Source organism: Streptomyces sp. NBC_00102, from assembly GCF_026343115.1.
Classification (GTDB): Bacteria; Actinomycetota; Actinomycetes; order Streptomycetales; family Streptomycetaceae; genus Streptomyces.
Genome location: NZ_JAPEMC010000002.1, coordinates 313890 through 330811 on the forward strand (window position 1 = coordinate 313890; position 16922 = coordinate 330811).

Annotated in this window: 11 protein-coding genes and 1 pseudogene; 3 read left to right on the forward strand and 9 right to left on the reverse strand. The window is 71.3% G+C overall.

Features of this window, described 5'->3' with window-relative positions; genetic code table 11:
* Positions 1 to 417: 417 nt before the first annotated feature.
* Both OHA55_RS28925 and OHA55_RS28930 read left to right on the forward strand, forming a co-directional pair.
* The gene (locus tag OHA55_RS28925; protein WP_266712474.1) at positions 418 to 1086 is read left to right on the forward strand and encodes a glyoxalase; all 669 of its coding nucleotides are present in this window, start codon (positions 418 to 420) and stop codon (positions 1084 to 1086) included.
* Between the two features lie 100 nt (positions 1087 to 1186).
* Positions 1187 to 1395: pseudogene (locus tag OHA55_RS28930) on the forward strand (hypothetical protein); the annotation flags it as partial.
* Between the two features lie 17 nt (positions 1396 to 1412).
* Here the strand turns inward: OHA55_RS28930 and OHA55_RS28935 are convergent.
* From OHA55_RS28935 to OHA55_RS28950, 4 genes are all read right to left on the reverse strand, one after another.
* A complete protein-coding gene (locus tag OHA55_RS28935) occupies positions 1413 to 2936 on the reverse strand; it encodes an MFS transporter (protein ID WP_266711849.1) in 1524 nt (507 codons plus the stop codon).
* 214 nt (positions 2937 to 3150) lie between these two features.
* On the reverse strand, positions 3151 to 4302 hold the full coding sequence (locus tag OHA55_RS28940; protein WP_266711851.1) for an ATP-grasp domain-containing protein: 1152 nt from the start codon (positions 4300 to 4302) through the stop codon (positions 3151 to 3153).
* Positions 4303 to 4540: 238 nt separating this feature from the next.
* Entirely contained in the window at positions 4541 to 5188 is a 648-nt protein-coding gene (locus tag OHA55_RS28945) for a YceI family protein (protein WP_266711853.1), read from the reverse strand.
* A gap of 182 nt (positions 5189 to 5370) precedes the next feature.
* Entirely contained in the window at positions 5371 to 6300 is a 930-nt protein-coding gene (locus tag OHA55_RS28950; RefSeq protein WP_266711855.1) for a hypothetical protein, read from the reverse strand.
* Between the two features lie 640 nt (positions 6301 to 6940).
* Here OHA55_RS28950 and OHA55_RS28955 point away from each other — a divergent pair.
* Positions 6941 to 7951 (forward strand): LacI family DNA-binding transcriptional regulator, encoded by a 1011-nt coding sequence (locus OHA55_RS28955; protein ID WP_266711857.1) that lies wholly within the window; start codon positions 6941 to 6943, stop codon positions 7949 to 7951.
* Positions 7952 to 8031: 80 nt separating this feature from the next.
* Here the strand turns inward: OHA55_RS28955 and OHA55_RS28960 are convergent, their stop codons facing one another.
* The 5 genes from OHA55_RS28960 to OHA55_RS28980 form a co-directional block, all read right to left on the reverse strand.
* A complete protein-coding gene (locus tag OHA55_RS28960) occupies positions 8032 to 10311 on the reverse strand; it encodes a glycoside hydrolase N-terminal domain-containing protein (protein WP_266711859.1) in 2280 nt (759 codons plus the stop codon).
* Positions 10308 to 12287, reverse strand: a complete 1980-nt coding sequence (locus OHA55_RS28965) for a beta-galactosidase (RefSeq protein ID WP_266712476.1) — start codon at positions 12285 to 12287, stop codon at positions 10308 to 10310. The genes OHA55_RS28960 and OHA55_RS28965 overlap by 4 nt, the downstream gene beginning before the upstream one ends.
* A gap of 14 nt (positions 12288 to 12301) precedes the next feature.
* On the reverse strand, positions 12302 to 14590 hold the full coding sequence (locus tag OHA55_RS28970; protein ID WP_266711861.1) for an exo-alpha-sialidase: 2289 nt from the start codon (positions 14588 to 14590) through the stop codon (positions 12302 to 12304).
* A 137-nt stretch (positions 14591 to 14727) separates the two neighbouring features.
* Positions 14728 to 15708 carry a carbohydrate ABC transporter permease gene (locus OHA55_RS28975; RefSeq protein ID WP_266711863.1) on the reverse strand — a complete coding sequence of 327 codons (981 nt, stop codon included), beginning with the start codon at positions 15706 to 15708 and terminating at the stop codon, positions 14728 to 14730.
* Complete coding sequence (locus tag OHA55_RS28980; protein ID WP_266711865.1) at positions 15705 to 16901, reverse strand: sugar ABC transporter permease; 1197 nt, start codon at positions 16899 to 16901, stop codon at positions 15705 to 15707. Before OHA55_RS28980 ends, OHA55_RS28975 begins: the two co-directional genes overlap by 4 nt.
* Positions 16902 to 16922 lie beyond the last annotated feature (21 nt).

Below are 16922 nucleotides of genomic sequence, written 5' to 3' on the forward strand. Positions count from 1 at the left end.
TCTGCCCTCTTGAGATAATTGCTGCGACCGTGCGGACGAAGATTTGAATCTCCGGGGCATGGCAGGGGATATGTGTGGCAGGCGCATCAGACGGTGCCGACTTGCGCGGCGTTCCGTGACCGCTCGCGCTGCTATTAAGGTGTGACCTCGCGGTTTTCGATTTGGGTGCAGTCCGCCCCAGGGAAATGCTGTGATCGAGCGGTCCGCGCAGACCGACCGAACCGGAGCGACCGCAGCCCTCCCGGGGCGACAGTTCGTCGCTCCGACCGACTTCCTTCGCGTATGCGACGTGGTCCGGGCCCGCCGTGGGTCCGCTGGGCCAAGAGGTCTGCACTCCCGAGGGGAGACCGCCCGTGTGTCCGCCACTCCAGGAGGTCAGGATTGGAGAAGCCCGATGCGGGTGCGGTCTCTAGCCTGATGTTCATGGGAACCACCACTGACACCAAGCCCGGGGCCTCGCTCTCCTCCGTCACCCTGGAGGTGGCCGACGTCGAGGAGGCCCGCCGCTTCTACAGCGCCTTCGGCGTGGACGCCTACATCCGGCTGCGCGCCTGCGAGGAGGCGGACGGGGCCGGGTTCCGTGGCTTCACGCTGGCGCTCACCGTGTCCGGGCCGGCCACCGTCGACGGCTTCGTCGCCACGGCCGTGGCCGCCGGCGCCACCGTGCTGAAGCCCGCCACCAAGTCGCTGTGGGGCTACGGCGGTGTCGTACGGGCCCCGGACGGAGCGATCTGGAAGATCGCGACCTCGGCCAGGAAGGACACCGGACACGTCACCCGAACCGTCGACGAGGTCGTCCTGCTTCTCGGTGTCCAGGACGTGAAGGCCACCAGGCAGTTCTACGTCGACCGGGGGCTGACCGTGGGCAAGAGCTTCGGCGGGAAGTACGCCGAGTTCCTCCCCGCCGACTCCGACCCCGTCAAGCTGGCCCTCTACAAGCGCCGCGCCCTCGCCAAGGACCTCGGCGTCCCCGACGACACGACCACCTTCCACGGAATCGTCCTCGGCAGCGCCAATGGCGCTTTCACGGACCCCGACGGGTTCACCTGGGAGCCCACCGCGCCCGCCGACGCCGCCCGGTCCTGATCCTGGCCAGTCCAGATCCTGCCCGTCCGCCCGGTTCCGGTTCTGCCCGGTTCTGATCCGACGCACCCCCGCACCTTTCCCGTACGAGAGAGCCTCTGCCATGCCGTCGACGAAGTCCGACGAGAACTGCAGCGGAATCACCGCCGAGGAGCGGGCCGCGATGAAGGACCACGCGCGCGAGGAGAAGAAGACGGCCTCCCGCTCGGTTCGTCCCGCGCGGAGAAGGAGGCGGCCGCGGAACAGAACGCACTCGCGAAGAACGCCGAGATGCAGGACGCCGACCATGCTCTTGCCGAGCGCACCCACCAGGGATTTCGGGACAGCCCTTACGCGGGTTCGGCAGGAGTGGCAGAGGCGACGTCCGGGACCGCGGGGGCGGGGGGCCCGGAGCGGAGCACGAGTCCGCAGATGACCGCGCCCGCGGCGAAGATCGACCCGGCCCAGGTGAAGGCCACGACGTAGCTGTGGATCGCCGCGTTGGCCTCGTTGACCGGGGTCGGAGCCCGCCCGACCAGGTAGGCGGTCAACGCGGAGGCGGCCAGTGAGTTGAGCAGCGACGTGCCGATCGAGCCGCCGATCTGCTGCATCGTCTGCACGGTGGCCGAGGCAACCCCCGCGTCGACCGGCCGTACACCGGAGGTGGCGGTGTTCATCGAGGGGGCCATGACGGAGCCGATGCCGAAGCCCACGAGCAGCAGCGGACCGAGGATGTCTGCGGCGTAGGTGCTGTGCAGGGTGATGCCGGTCAGCCAGAACATTCCGCCGCAGGCGACGAGCATCCCGGAGACGGCCAGGACGCGTGGGCCGAACTTCGGGAGCAGCTTGATGTTGGACGCCGTGGAGGCGCACATCAGAGCGGCCACCATGGGAAGGAACACCAGCCCGGTCTTGACGGGTGAGTAGCGCAGGATCTGCTGCAGGTAGTAGGTCAGGAACAGGAAGACGCCGAACATCCCCACCCCCACGATGAACACGCCGATGAAGGAGCCGGCCCGGTTCCGGTCGCGCAGGACCCGCAGCGGCAGCAGCGGGCTGGTGGCGCGGGTCTGCCACCAGAAGAATCCGGCGATCAACACCGCGCCGGCCACGAGAAAGCCCCAGGTGCCGGGCGCGCTCCAGGGATGCGATTCGGCCTCGGAGAACCCGTAGACCACGCAGAACAGGCCTGCGGAGATGATCGCGGCACCGAGAAGATCCAGTCGGGGCCGTTGCGCGGACGGTCCCTTGCGGGGGATCAGCATGAGCGCGCCGGTGATGGCGGCGACGCTGATGGCGACGTTCACCAGCAGGGTCCAGCGCCAGCTGAGGTATTCGGTCAGCACACCGCCGAGCAGCAGGCCGATCGCCGCGCCGGAGCCGGCGATGCCGCCGAAGACGGCGAACGCGGTGCCGCGTTCCTTGGGCTTGGTGTAGGTCGTGGTCAGCAGCGACAGAGCGGCCGGGGCCAGGATCGCCCCGGCCGCGCCCTGCAGCGCACGGGCGAGGACCAGGACCGCGAAGGAGGGGGAGACGCCGCCGAGCAACGAAGCCGCGGCGAACGCGGCCAGGCCCGTCAGGAAGGTCTTGCGTTGCCCGATCAGGTCGGAGATCCGCCCCGAGAGCAGGAGGAGGCTGCCGAAGGCGAGGGAGTAGGCGGTGATGACCCACTGCCGGGATCCGTTGGAGAATCCCAGGTCCTCCTGCGCCTGGGGCAGCGCGATGTTCACGATGCTCACGTCGAGCACGATCATCAACTGGGCCAGGCCGACCACACCCAGGATCAGCCAATGTCCGGAAGGCCGTGCATCACCCGCCGTCGCCCCGTGCCTCTCCCCGGAGGCCGCCGGCAGCGAGCCCTTCGCGTCGGTCATCGGACCATCCTCAAGCCGGCTGGTGGGAGGCCTCGCACCTGGTGGGCGGCACACGACTGGTGATGCTGTCCGTCAGGAGGCCGTACGTAACGTCACGACACAGCCTCACACGGTGGCGCGACCGCCGCAGGGCGACGTCGGGGCCGCCGGTCGACCGGACGGGTTCGGGCCCGTGCCGGTCGTGCCGCACCCGGTCGGACCCGGCGCCGTCCCGTCAGGGCAGCTCCGCCGCCTGCGGCGTGCTCCCCACCGGGAGCACGGACGCCATGCCGAGCCCGGCCTCAGCGGTCAGAGGCGTGAGCGCGGGCGGCGGCGGTGGCGCCTGCGTCCGCTGGTGCGGGAATGCCGGGAGCAGGGCGCGCGGTCCGGGGACCACCGCGTAGTCGGAACCGAGGAAGTCCGGGGTCAGCTCGCCGGGGTCGTCGCCGAGCGCGAGGCGCACGGCAGCCCACGGTGCGTTGAGGCCGCACTCGGAGAGCTGGTGCAGGCCGCCGGCGGGGCGGGTGTTGACGTCCATCAGGACGGGCTCGCCCGCGTGCGTGCGGAACTGGATGTTCGTCAGCCCGTGCAGACCGAAGGACCGGGCGATCAGGCGGGCCGGCTCGATCCACGCGGGGTCGAGCGTGAAGCCGCGCCGCCGGCCGTTCTTCGTGCGGCCCACCGCCAGCCGGACCTCTCCGTCGGGGCCGGTGAGGCAGTCGACCGAGACCTCCGGCTCGTCCAGGCGGGGCATCACCAGCCAGTCGACGGACCGCTCGGTGCGCCGCAGCGCCCGGGTCACCAGCTCCAACGGCACGTACGGGCTGGGGAATCCGGTCAGGTGCAGCATGGAGAACGGCGCCCGGGTGATGATCCGGAACCCGACACCGCCCTCGCCGCCGGTCGGCTTGAAGCACGCCTTGCCGCCGTCCGCCTCGATGGCGTCCACCGCAGCGAGCAGCTGCTCCTCGTCGCGTACCCGCCACCAGGGCGGCACCGGGACGCCGATCCGCCGCACGGTCTCGTACGCCACCGCCTTGTTCGCGAAGAGGCGTATCGCCTCGGCGGGCGGCGCGAGCAGGGCCGTCCCGAGCGCCGCGAAGTCCTCGCGGCGCGCCGCGAGGGCCGACTGGTGGAGGACGGGTACGAACACGTCGATGCCGCGCCGCGCGCACTGGTCGAGCGCGTACTCGACGTACGCGGCGGGCGACAGGTTCTCCGGTTCCGGCGCCGAGGTGTCGGCGGCCGCGAGTACCGGGGAGTCCGGGTCGGCGTGCGTGGCGTGGATCTCGACAGGACGGCCGTGCGGATTGCGCCGCAACTGATCCATGAAGAACACGTTCTCCGCGTACGTGCGGTTGAGCCAGACGCGTACGGGAGAGACCATGCAGGCCGCCTTCCGGGGTTGCGGACACGGCGGGGCAGGGCCGGATCCGACGGTGGGAGAGGGAGGGACACCCGCCACGCACGGTGCGGAGAACCGCAGGTGGGAGTGTTGGGGCGATCTTAGGGGGCGGGACGGCCCCGCATTGCTACGCGCGTGTTACGGATTCGGCCACGACCGCATCCGCGCAACTCCCGCCTCTTCCCATCCTCTTCACGGTCTCCTGCCGCCCGCAGCGTTCCTACCCCTCGACCGGCTTCCGGATCGCCGCGATGTCGAACTGGAGGCGGAGCTTCTCGCTGACCATGGCTCCGCCCTCGGCGAGGCGGGCGTTGTAGGTGAGGCCCCAGTCGGTGCGGTTGATGGTGGTGGTGCCGTCGAAGCCGACCCGTTCGTAGCCGAACGGGTCGGTGACGTGGCCGATGTAGGTGAGGTCCAGGTCGACCGGGTTGGTGGTGCCCCTGATGGTGAGGTCACCCGTCATGCGGTAGAGGTCCTCGGCGACGAGGCTCACGGCGGTACTGGTGAAGACCATCCGGGGGTGCTTGCGGGCGTCCAGGAACTCCCGCCCGACGAGGTGCCCGTCGCGCTGTTCGACACCGGTGTCGACGCTGGCGGTGGCGATGGAGATCTCGGCCCGGGAGCGGGCCGGGTTGCTGCCGTCGAAGTAGAGGAGGCTCTCGTACTCGGCGAACGAACCCCGCACCGTCGTCACCATGGCGTGCCGCACGGAGAAGCCGATCCTGCTGTGCGCCGGATCGATCATCCATTCTCCGGTGAGTCCCTTCAGCGCGGGATGGGGAAGCACGGCGGCGGGAGCTGCGACCGTCGTGCCCGCGCCCGTGTCACCTGTGCGTCGGGGCGTTGAGCTGCGGCTGAAGATGTTCATGGACTACTTAGTTACTGTGCGAAAACGATCAAGGTAAGAGAGCGTCGAGGAATCCGAACATGTGCGCGCAAACCTTCACAGGAGTGGAGTCCTCGTGGGTACGGGGCGTAGCGCCCGGGAGGGTCGTGCCGCGTCCCCCGCACTCCGTAACCGGCCTAAAGCGTGTGTCGAAAGTGGCGCCGTCATCCGGTCGTGCGACCGGGGTTCCCCGCGGCGGGCAGCCGCCAGTCGTACGGGAAGAGGTCCACCGCCCAGGAGGCACCCGTGGCCGTCAGGGCGGCCAGGTTCTCCGGAGTGCGCAACAGGCACCGGTTGAGCAGCAGTTCACGCCGCTCGGCCGGGGTCAGCAGGGCCTCGGCGGGGTCGGGGTTCTCTCCGCCGTCGTCGATGTCCCGGCGGCCGCCGGCGTTGACCCGTCTGCCCGTCGGCGTCAGGTGGTCCAGGCGGAAGTCGGTGCGCCACTGGGAGTTGCCGCCCCACCCCTGTGACAGGTCGACCGTGGGCCGGTGGCGGCGCAGGAAGGTCCAGTGGAGCGGGGAGCGGTCGGCGACGCCGCGCTCCGCGTGGTGCGCGCCGGCCCGGACGCGTACGCCCGCACGGCTGAACAGCAGCGGCCCCAGCCACAGCCCCGGCCAGACCGTCCCGGTCACGCGGGCGGCCTCCTCCGGATCCTCGGCCTGCTCGACCTCCACGATCTCGTGGAGGAAGGGGTCGAAGGGGCCCGTCGGGCGAAACGGCTCCAGCCCGAGGGCGGTGAAGAGGTGGAGGTACTGCTCCAGGCCGAGGGCCGGCCACCCGTCGAGCGAGCGTGTCCGACGGGCCCAAGGCGCCTCGACCTCAGGGTCGGGAGGCGGCTGGTGGGCGAGGAGCAGCACGTCGCTGACCCGGCTGAGGGCGTACAGCTCCCAGCTCATCGCCCGGCGGAGGTCGGCCGGTCCGCGGAAGTCCTCGCGGCAGAGCGACTCTGCCGCCCTCGCCGCCCAGGCCGGGTAGCCGGCCCCGGCGTGGGCGAGCCACGGCGCCACTACCGCCCCGAAGGCGTCCGGACCGCTGTGGTCCAGCAGCTCCTGGTAGAGATCCCTGGCGTCGGCCGGCGGCTCCTCCTCGTCCATCCGCGCAGCGTAGCGACGCCGCCGGACCGGGACCCACCGATTTCCCGCCCCGCCTGAATGCCTGATGAGGTTGCGGGCGAGTGTCCGACCACCACTGTCCGACAACCGCTGCCCGAGGGGGAGTTGAGGGGTACCGATCGGGCCGTCGAGGGAATCGCCGGCCGGCGGCGAAACGAATCCGCCCCGCATCGACGGCAACCTTTTGGTTCCGTGCGGCGACTACGAGTCCGGAACCCCCCGTCATCCCGCTGGGAACCGAGGAACGGAACAGCCCCATGACACCGTACGGACACACGACGTCACCGGACCACCGGTTTCCTGAGGGGGCGTCACCGGACCACCGGTTTCCTGAGGCCGTGGCGGCCGGCACCGGGTCGGTGGTGGGGCGGGTTCCGGACTTTCCGCGACTGCCCGGAGCCGCTGCGGGACTTCCCGGACCCTGACTTCTCCAGCAGTGTCGAAGCGCTTCGACTGCTCTCTGGACAGTTCCCAGGAGTCCGTCTAGGCTCGTCTGAATCTTCGCATGTCAGAAGGGGGTTGAAGGAAGAAGTGAGGCGTTTCGAAGCGCTTCACCAAAGCCTCCTTCCCATCGTCTTCCTGCCGTCTTTCACCTGTCACTGTCACCCGTAAGGGAGAGCGCATGGTCACCCTGGCCGAGGTCGCCCAGCACGCCGGAGTCTCCGCGAGCACGGTGAGCTACGTCCTCAGCGGGAAGCGGTCCATTTCCGCGCCCACCCGGGAGCGCGTGGAACTGAGCATCCAACAGCTCGGCTACCACCCCAACGCCGGGGCCCGCGCGCTCGCCAGCAGCCGCTCCAACATCATCGCCCTGATGGTGCCGTTGCGTACCGACATGTACGTGCCGGTGATGATGGAGGTCGCCATCGCGGTGGCCACGACCGCCCGCACGCACGGCTACGACGTCCTGCTCCTCACCGGTGAGGAAGGCCCGGCAGCCGTCCGGCGGATCGCCGGGAGTTCGCTGGCCGACGCACTGATCCTCATGGACGTGGAACTGCACGACGAACGCCTCCCCGTCCTGCGGGACACCGGACGGGCCGCCGTGCTGATCGGTCTGCCCGCCGACGTGTCCGGACTGACCTGTGTGGACCTCGACTTCGAGGCGACCGGGGCGCTCTGCCTGGACCACCTGGCCGGACTCGGGCACCGGGAGGTCGCGGTCATCGGCGAGGCGCCCGCGGTCTACGAGCGGCACACCGGCTTCGCCGAACGCACCATCGACGGCATCCGGGCCAAGGCCCGCGAGACCGGGGTGACCGTACTGCACCGGCCCTGCGAGGGCGGGTACGCGGCGATGGCGCAGACCCTCTCCCGGATCTTCGACGAACGGCCCGGCACCACCGGGTTCATCGTCCAGAACGAGTCCGCCGTGGAGCCGCTGCTCAACCTCCTCCAGCAACAGGGCCGGGCCGTGCCCGAGGACGTCTCGGTGGTAGCGGTCTGCCCCGAACAGGTGGCGGCACAGGCCTCGGTGCGGCTCACCTCCGTCGCCATACCCGCCCAGGAGATGGGGCGCCGGGCCGTCGAGCTGGTGGTGGCCAAGCTCACCGGCCGCGGCACGGACGAAGTCGAGCTGATCGCACCGGAGTTGACCGTGCGGGCGAGTACGGGACCCGCGCCCGCGGTGTGAACCGTACGGGTGGGCCCGACCGCTCCCGGCCGGGCCCACCCGCGAGATCGGCGTGATCCGGACGAAAAGCCCCGGAGCCTTCACCGACCGGCCGTCTCCCGCCGCGGCACCGTGAGGACCCGGTCGGCCCCCGCGGTGAGCGTGATCCAGGACGCCTCTCCCGGCTCCGCCGCGCCCCCGGGAGTGCCTGGCGGCGGGCCCGTGCGCAGCTCCACCCGGGCGTCGCGGGCGGGCCGGAGCACGGCGGTGACCTCCTCGGGGGTCCAGCTGAGGTCGAGAGCCGCGCCGAACCGGGTACGGACGCCCCGGAGCGAGCCCCTCGGGTACGCGGCCGGGAGCGCGGGCAGCAGCACCAGGCGGCCCGGTCCCGACTGGACCAGCATCTCGAGCACCACGGCCGGCAACGCGTGGGCGGCGTCCGCGTTGTACACGTTGCGGTCCGGGTAGTGCGCGCTCATCAGCGAGTCGTGGAAGAAGTCCCCGGCCAGCACCGACGCCAGCGCCGAGGACACCCGGGAGCCGTCCCGCAGCCGCGCCGCGACCAGCGCGTGGTGCAGATGGCCGTGGGCCGAGTCGTTCTCCGAACCCCGCAGCTCCAGCGCCCGGTGGGCGGCACGGGCCGGTCCGGGGGTGTCGTACGGGTTGATCTCGTCGAGCGGCCACACCGGGTAGAGGTGACTGAGGTGGCGGTGGTCGTACGTCTCGCGCAGTCCTGGCCACGCCCACTCCGCGAGCGCGCCGTCCTCGTTGACCACGTAGCGCGGGAGCCGGGCGGCGAGGCTCCGCCAGCGGTCCGCGTCCGGGTGGGCGGGGGCGAGCTCCGCCGCCGCGGTGAGGGCGTGCCGGGCCGCCGCGATGTCCATCGTGGCGTTGACGGTGCCCCAGCTCGCGTTCGCCGGCCGGTTCTCCGGCGAGTACGACGGGACGATCGCCACCGTCCCGTCGGGTCCCTCGCGGGTGAGGAAATCCGCGTAGAAGTCGGCCACTTCGACGCAGGCCGAGACCAGCGAGTCCGCAACCACCCCGGTGATCGCGGCGCGTTCGAGCAGGGGTTGCAGCAGCCAGTCGGCGCCCGCGGTCCACAGGTGCAGCGGGTAGGCCCGCTGGAAGTGGCGGGTGTGGCCCGACTCGCCGTCGGAGTGGGAGGGCGCGACGATTCCCCGGCAGCCGAAGAGGGCCCGGGCGTTCTCCCGCCAGTGTTCCAACTGGTCCTCGATCAGACGCGTATGGGCGTCGAGGACCTCGGGCAGATCCGCCGTGGCGGCCGAGGCCAGCTGGAGGTTGAGGTTGGCGTTGGTGGTGAACGCCCCCGACCAGGCGGTGTCCCAGTCGCCCGTCCACAGACCGGTCAGCCGGGGAGGCAGCAGCCCCGACGCGGAGAGCAGATGGTAGCGGCCCGCCGCGAACAGCCGTTCCAGCAGCGCCGGGCTCTCCGGATGACGCAGCAGCTCGCTGCCCGGCAGGCCCTGGCGGGCCGGATCCTCGTCGTGCAGGGAGAGCGTGCAACGACCGAAAGCTGCATGATGGAGCGGTAGATGACGATCCATCAACGTTGCGTAGCCGGAATCCGGCAGAGCTGCCCACTCGGCGTCCAGGTCGGGGTCTCCCGGGCCGCGGCGTACGCGGGTGAGCAGGAGCAGGCTCCGGGCCCCCGTGACGCGGACACCGTCGCCGTCCACCGACACCGTGCCGCCCTCCACGCGCAGGGTGGTCACGCCGATGCAGGAGAGTTCGCTGTCCGGGTAGCGCAGACGCAGGGCGAGCCGGGCGCCGTGCGGTGTCAGCACCGTCGCACGGCCGATCGCCAGACCCGCCGGAGCGCCGGGCAGAGCCGGGTCGAGCGAGACCTCGACGTCGGACGCCGGGCCGGTGATGTGCTGCACGATCACGTCGTCGGCCCGTGACACGAACACCTGGCTGCGCCAGCGGCCCGAGGAGGCGGTGGCCTGGCCCGAGGCGAAGTCCAGGTCCCGGCGGTAGGCGGACGGTTCGGGGCCGGCCGGAGGAGTCGAGACCGCCTGTTCCTCGGGTGCGAGCCCGTCCGCCCCGGACCGCCGCACCCGGGTCTGGAACGCCGGGTGGAACGGCTGGACCCACACCAACGGCCGGCCCGCGCCGAAGCGTTCGGCCGCCTCGGTGTCCCCGGCGAGCAACGCGTTCTGGATCGCTCCGAGTTCCTCGGCCAGTTCCGGTGCGGCCAGGTGCTCGCTGCCGTTGGGCCGCACGAGGGTGTGGTGGTCGACGATCACCCGGTCGTCGACCGGGTCGCCGTAGACCATCGCTCCGTGGTGGCCGTTCCCGCTGAGGAAGGCGTCCTCCCAGCGGGCGGCGGGCCGTGGCTCCCAGGTGCCCCGGATCATGCCGCGCCGACCGGCTTCAGGGCGGCCACACCGTAACGCCCCAGCTCCACGGACCCGTCCGTCTTCGCGCCGCTGAGCACGTCGACGTAACTCCCCGCCAGCTCCACGGTCACCGTGTCGAGGCCGTGGTGGAGGAGGAAGAGCAACTCGCCGCGGCGTACCGCCTCCACACCCTCGGGCAGTCCGGCCAGCACCGGCCGGACGCCCGCCTCGCCGGCCACCCGGCCGAGCAGCCCGCGCAGGGCCCCGGGCTCCGGCAGCGTGGAGACGTACCAGGCGCCGCCCTTGCGGAGCACGGCGGGCAGCCCGTCGAGTTCGCCGTCCCGGTAGGCGGCGACGGTCTCGCCGGTGCCGTCCGCCTCCAGCTCCTCCGACCACAGCAGCCCCCGGAACCCGTCGCAGGCGACGCTCGCGTCCGGCTCGACGGGCCACCACTCGTGGAGGGTGCGGATCGAGAAGAGCTCGCGCAGCCGCACATCCATCCCGCCCGGCCGGATGCGGTCGTCCACGTCGGCGACGCCGGTGAAGAAGCCGCTGACCAGAGTGCCGCCGTTCGCCACGTACGCGACCAGGTTGTCGACGGCCGCGTCGGACAGGAGATAGAGCTGCGGTACCACGACCATCCGGTAGCCGCTCAAGTCGGCCTCGGGGCGGGCGAAATCGGTCGCCGTGCCGTTCTCCCAGAGGGCCCGGTGCCAGGCCCGTACGATCTCCGGGTAATCCAGGTGCGCGGAGGGGCGGCCTTCCTGGGCACTGCCCCACCAGGCGTCCCAGTCGTGCAGCACGGCGACCTCGGCGGTGGCGTGGGTGCCGCTCACCTCCGGTGCGAGGGTGGCCAGTTCGGCGCCGATGCGGGTGACCTCCCCGAAGGCGCGGCCCTCGGGACCCGCGTGGGACAGCATCCCGGAGTGGAACTTCTCCGAGCCCTGCCGGGACTGCCGCCACTGGAAGTAGCAGACGGCGTCCGCACCCCGGGCCACCGACTGGAGCGACCAGAGCCGGTTGAGCCCGCGGGGCTTCGGCCGGTTCACCGGACGCCAGTTGACCGCGCTCGCGGCCTGCTCCATCAGCATCCACGGCCCCGCCGCCTGCGAACGGGTCATGTCGGCGAGCATCGCGTTGTACTGGCCCGCTCCCGGGTCCGCCGGGTCCGGGTAGACGTCCACCGAGACGACGTCCTCCTGCCCGGCCCACGCCCACGCGTCCTGCCCCGACCACAGCGGCATGAAGTTGGACGTCACGGGGAGCGCGGGGGAGTGGCGGCGCACGATGTCCCGCTCGGCGGTGTAACACTCCATCAGGGCGTCGGAGGTGAACCGCTTGAAGTCGAGCATCTGGGTGGGGTTGCGCGTGTACTGGGCCTTGCGGGGCGGCAGGATCTCCGCCCAGGTGTCGTAGCGCTGACTCCAGAAGGCGGTGCCCCAGGCCTCGTTGACCGCGTCGAGGGTGCCGTACCGGCCGGCGAGCCAGCGGCGGAAGTGCGCCGCCGTCTCGTCGCACCAGCAGTGCGTGCAGTACTCGTTGTTGATGTGCCACATGGTCAGCGCCGGGTGGCCGGCGTACCGGGCCGCCAGGTCCTCGGTGAGGGCCGCGGCATAGTCGCGGTACACCGGCGAACTCGCGCAGAAGTGCTGGCGCGAGCCGTACCAGACGACCGAGCCGTCCTCCGCGCGCGGCAGGGTCTCCGGGTGCAGCGCACCCATCCACGGCGGCGGGGAGGAGGTCGGGGTGGCGAGGACGACCCCGATGCCGTTCTGCTCCACGAGCCCCATCAGCCGGTCGAGCCATTCGAACTCCCGTGCACCGGGGCGGGGTTCGATTTTCGCCCAGGAGAAGACCCCGAGTGTCACCGAGTTGACCCCGGCCTCCTTCATCAGGGTGACATCCTCGGCCCACACCTCCTCGGGCCATTGCTCGGGGTTGTAGTCGCCGCCGAAGAGAAGGCGGCCACGGGTGGCGTCACGCAGGGACGGCATGGTGTTCTCGATCCTCATTCCGGGTCGGCGTACTGGATGCCCCGGCCGTTGGTGCCCAGATACACCCGGCCGTGGACACGGGGGTCACCGGTGATCACCTCACCGGTCCACCCCCACTGGTGCTGGTCGTCGTTGATGCGTATCCAGGTGACGCCGGCGTCGTCCGAGCGCAGCACCGCCACCCCGTCGTGGGTCGCCGGGGCGCGTCCCGTCTGGAAGACCGCGGGATACCCCGCTTGTCCGGACCGGTCCCTCTCCGAGGATGGGGCGGCCTTGCCGAAGCCCAGCGCGTGCGACTCCTGGACGCCGGCCACGGCGGTGAACGTCCGGCCGCCGTCCGTCGAGCGGTGCAGCCCGCCGGTCTTCGCCGAGAGCCACAGGTCGCCCGGCCGTCCCGGCGCCGCCGCCATCTTGAACTGCGCGTCTCCGTACGGGAGTCCGGTGGCGCCGACGGTGAAGGAGGCGCCGCCGTCGGTGGAGCGGTGGACGGTTCCGGTGTCCGTGTCGTACGCGTAGAAGCGGACGGGGTCCACCGGGTCGGCGACGGGCGTCGCGCCCTTCGGGAAGGTCGTCACCTCGCTCCAGCTCGCGCCGCCGTCCGTGGACCGGTGGGCGGGGTACTTCGTACCGTCCCAGTGGATGAACGTCCAGAGCAGCGTCTTCCCGTCCGCGCTCACCGCGATCGGACCCGGCGCGGAGGCGGCGATCTCCGGCTGGGACGCGAACGGCTGCCAACTGGCGCCCCCGTCGGACGAGTACGCCCCGGCGGCGTCCGATCCCGAGGGCCAGCCGGTCCGTACGACGTACGACGGCACGCCCGCCGCGAGGGCCAGGCCGGTCGCCGTGCCGAACACCGGGGTGGACGCCATCCCGCGCGAGGGGGAGGAGGTCAGCGACTCGTGGTACATCACCCCGATGTCCCCCAGCCCGCTGAGCAGTCGGGCGCCGCGGGCGGCCGGCGGTGCGACCAGGTGGCGTACCGAGGATTCCTCCAGGCCCCGGATCTCCGGCGCCCAGCGCACCAGGTCCCGGGTGCCGAAGACCGTGGCGCCGGTCCCGAAGACGATGTGGCGCGAGTCGAAGGGGTCGACCGCGACGGCCTGGATCCACCAGCCGAACTTCGCGGCGTCCCCGCCCCAGCGCAGGTAGGGCGTCTCCGACACGTCCAGCACCGCCGTGTCCTTGAGCGAGGTCCAGCTGTGCCCGTGGTCGGTGGAGCGGAAGAGCGTGTCGACCGTTCCCCAGCGGTTGTTGGTGGAGACGACGACCGTACCGGGGCGCCGGGCGTCCACCGCGATCCCGCCGTAGCCGAACGCGTCCGCCCCGCCCGGCACCACGGGTGTCACGTCCGACCAAGCGCCGGTCACCGTGTCGAGGCGGCGCACCGCGCCGTCGCTCTGGTTGTTGGGGCCCGGGCCGTTCGCCCAGCTCACGTACAGGGCGCGGGAAGGGGCGTCGTACGCGGCGCGGACGGGAACCCGCGTCGCCCCGTCGGCCACCGGTGCGCCGGGGACGGGCTCCCATCCGCCGGAAGGGGTCGAGCGGTACAGGGAGGTGGTGCCGTCGCCCCAGCCCGCGTACACCGTCCGGCCGGCCGCCACCAGCAGGGTGACGCCCTGCCCGGAGGCGGACGGCACGGCGGGGAAGGAGGCGTCCGGGGCCCAGGTGGCACCCCGGTCGGTGGAGCGGAGCAGCCCGTCGTGGCGGGTGCCGAGCCAGAGGGTCCCGCTGTCGCGCGGGTCGACCAGCAGGCGTTCTCCGGTGCCCCGGCCGTCCTCGTTGGCGCCGAGCCGTACCGTCAGATCCGTACGGTTCCAGGTCCTGCCCCGGTCCTCCGAGCGCAGCACCGCCCCGGGCCCGGCCCAGGACTGGGCGTACGTACCGAGCGCGAGGTAGACCCGGTCCGGGAACGCCGGGTCCACCGCCATCGCCTCGACGCCGAGCAGGTTCCAGTCGTCCCAGCCCGTGAAGTCGTTCAGGGCAGTCCAGTGGGCCTTCGCGGCGTCCCAGCGGTAGGCGCCGCCGATGTCCGTCCGGGCGTAGGCGAGACCCCGCACCGAGGGGTGGAACAGCAGTCCGGTGACGAACCCGGTGCCCCCGACGGCGGCCGTGCGCCAGCGGTACCGCTCGGTCCTGGGCCGGCCGGGCCGTTCCGCCGCCGAGGCCGTACCGGCGGCGGGCAAGACGCAGGCGGCGGCGGCGACCGCCGCGGCCCCGGCGAGCACCGAGCGGCGGCCGGGCGGCGTCGACACGGTGGTGGCGGGGGCTGTGGTGGGACCGGGATCGGAACGGAACGCGGGCATGGCGGAGTCCTTCCGGAAACGGGCGGGTGAGGGGCGACGGACATCGGCGGAACGAGCGGGCGACGGGATGCTCCGTGCCGCGTGCGGGAGATCCCTCCCGGCACGCGGCACGTAGGACAGCGGGTGAAGCGGAAGGGTCAGCCCTTCACGGCCCCGGTGAGCATGCCCTTCTGGAAGTGCTTCTGGACGAACGGCGACAGCAGGGCCACCGGGATCAGCGCGAGGACCATGACGGCCATCTGCACCGCCAGGCTGTTGATCTGCCCGCTGCTCACCGCCGCCCCCATCGCGCCCGGCGGCACCTGGTGGGCGAGTACGAGCTGACGGAGGATCATCTGGAGCGGGTACTTGTCGCTGTCCTGGATGTAGAGCATGGCGTTGAACCACTGGCTCCAGTAACCCACCGCGTAGAACAGCGAGATGACCGCTACCACCGCGCGCGAGAGCGGCATGACGATCTGGAGCAGGATGCGCCACTCGCCGGCGCCGTCGATCCGTGCCGCGTCGATGAGTTCGGGCGCGGTGTCCATGAAGAAGCCGCGGAGCACCAGGATGTTGAAGACGGAGATCGCACTCGGCAGGATCATCGACCAGTAGCTGTTGCTCAGACCGATCCCGGTCACCAGCAGATACGTGGGGATGAGCCCGGCGCCGAAGAACATCGTCGCCATGAGCGTCATCAGCAGCGGCCGGTGGGCGATCGAGTCGCGCCGGCTGAGGCCGTAGGCGCACAGGATCGAGATCACCATGCTGAACACCGTGCCGACCACGGTCAGCCCGATGCTGACCATCGCGGCCCGGGTGACGGCGCCGCCGCTCAGCAGCTCCTTGTACGCGACGAAGGTGATGCTCTTCGGCCAGACGACCAGCCCGCCCGCGTCGTTGATGGCCTTGGTGTCGGAGAGGCTGGTGACGACCACCACCCAGATGGGGACGAGGATCACCGCGCAGATCGCGACGAGACCGAAGCCCTTGAAGGCGAGACCGGCCTTGGTCGGTTCGTCCTCCCAGGCGGGGCGCTGCTCGGTGCCGAGGAGGCGCTGCAGCGGGGTGCGGGCCGGGGCGGTGTCCACGGGCCATCCGCCGGGCGTCTTTTCGAGGTCCAGGAGAGTCGTCATTTCTTGGAGTACACCCCCTGCTCGCCCAGCATGTGGGCGACCTTGTTCGCGCCCAGCACCATGGCGACGCTGAACAGTCCCTTGAAGATCCCGGCCGCGGCGGCATAGCCGAAGTCGCCGGTTTTGATGCCCGTCCACCAGATGTAGGTGTCGAGGATCTCGGACGCGCCGGCGCCCACCTGGTCGCGCTGGAGCAGGATCTGCTCGAAGTCCAGGTTGAGCGCGCTGCCGACCCGCAGGACGAGCAGCAGGGCGATCACCGGGCGCAGTGCGGGCAGCGTGACGTGCCACATGCGGCGCCAGCGTCCCGCTCCGTCCACCGCGGCGGCCTCGTACAGGTCGGTGTTGACGGCCGCGAGTGCGGCGAGGAAGACGATGACTCCCCAGCCCGCGTCCTTCCAGACGGCCTGCGCGGTGACCAGGAACTTGAAGAACCCGGGGTTGGTCATGAGGTCGAATCCCTCATGACCGTGTTCGCGCAGCCACTGCGCGACCAGGCCGGCTCCGCCGAACATCTGCTGGAAGACGGTGACGACGAGGACCCAGGAGAAGAAGTGCGGCAGGTAGACGATCGCCTGCACCCACGCCTTCACCCGTGTGCTCATCAGACTGTTCAGGAGCAGTGCGATGGCGATCGGGATCGGGAAGAAAAGGATCAGCTGGGTCAGGAAGATGACCAGCGTGTTGATCAGGACTTCCCAGAAGCGGTAGTCGTCGAAGATCCGGGTGAAGTTGTCGAAGCCGACGAACGGGCTTCCGGTGATGCCCAGGTCGTAGACGTCGTAGTTCTGGAACGCGACGATGTTCCCGAACAACGGTATGTAGTTGAAGATCAGCAGCAGCGCGACGGCGGGGAGCGTCATCAGGACCAGCGTGCGGTCCCGCCGCAGCCGGTGCCGCCAGGTGATGCCCTCGGACGGCAGTCCGGAGGCCGGACGGACGCCGGCCTCGGCCGCCTTGCCGGAGCGGCCGCCGCGCGCGCGGGGAACCGCACCCCCACCGGTCGCCCGTGGCCTGCCCTTGCCGTCCTTGCCCCCGCCGTCCGACGCCGTACCCTCCGACGCCGTACCGCCGGGCGTCGTACCCTCCGACGGTCCGCCGTCCCGCGCGGTGTGCTGACCGTCCTCGCCTGCCGGGACGTCCGTCCCGTCCGCCGGACGGCCCGTGCCCGCCGCCGTGGCTCGTGGCTTCACCGTGAGCTCCCCATGTCGTGC

Excerpts from the sequence above, each read along its gene's own strand:
- OHA55_RS28925 (WP_266712474.1), top strand. The coding sequence starts at position 418 with ATGTTCATGGGAACCACCACTGACACCAAGCCCGGGGCCTCGCTCTCC.
- OHA55_RS28935 (WP_266711849.1), bottom strand. The coding sequence starts at position 2,936 with ATGACCGACGCGAAGGGCTCGCTGCCGGCGGCCTCCGGGGAGAGGCAC.
- OHA55_RS28940 (WP_266711851.1), bottom strand. The coding sequence starts at position 4,302 with ATGGTCTCTCCCGTACGCGTCTGGCTCAACCGCACGTACGCGGAGAAC.
- OHA55_RS28945 (WP_266711853.1), bottom strand. The coding sequence starts at position 5,188 with ATGAACATCTTCAGCCGCAGCTCAACGCCCCGACGCACAGGTGACACG.
- OHA55_RS28950 (WP_266711855.1), bottom strand. The coding sequence starts at position 6,300 with ATGGACGAGGAGGAGCCGCCGGCCGACGCCAGGGATCTCTACCAGGAG.
- OHA55_RS28955 (WP_266711857.1), top strand. The coding sequence starts at position 6,941 with ATGGTCACCCTGGCCGAGGTCGCCCAGCACGCCGGAGTCTCCGCGAGC.
- OHA55_RS28960 (WP_266711859.1), bottom strand. The coding sequence starts at position 10,311 with ATGATCCGGGGCACCTGGGAGCCACGGCCCGCCGCCCGCTGGGAGGAC.
- OHA55_RS28965 (WP_266712476.1), bottom strand. The coding sequence starts at position 12,287 with ATGCCGTCCCTGCGTGACGCCACCCGTGGCCGCCTTCTCTTCGGCGGC.
- OHA55_RS28970 (WP_266711861.1), bottom strand. The coding sequence starts at position 14,590 with ATGCCCGCGTTCCGTTCCGATCCCGGTCCCACCACAGCCCCCGCCACC.
- OHA55_RS28975 (WP_266711863.1), bottom strand. The coding sequence starts at position 15,708 with ATGACGACTCTCCTGGACCTCGAAAAGACGCCCGGCGGATGGCCCGTG.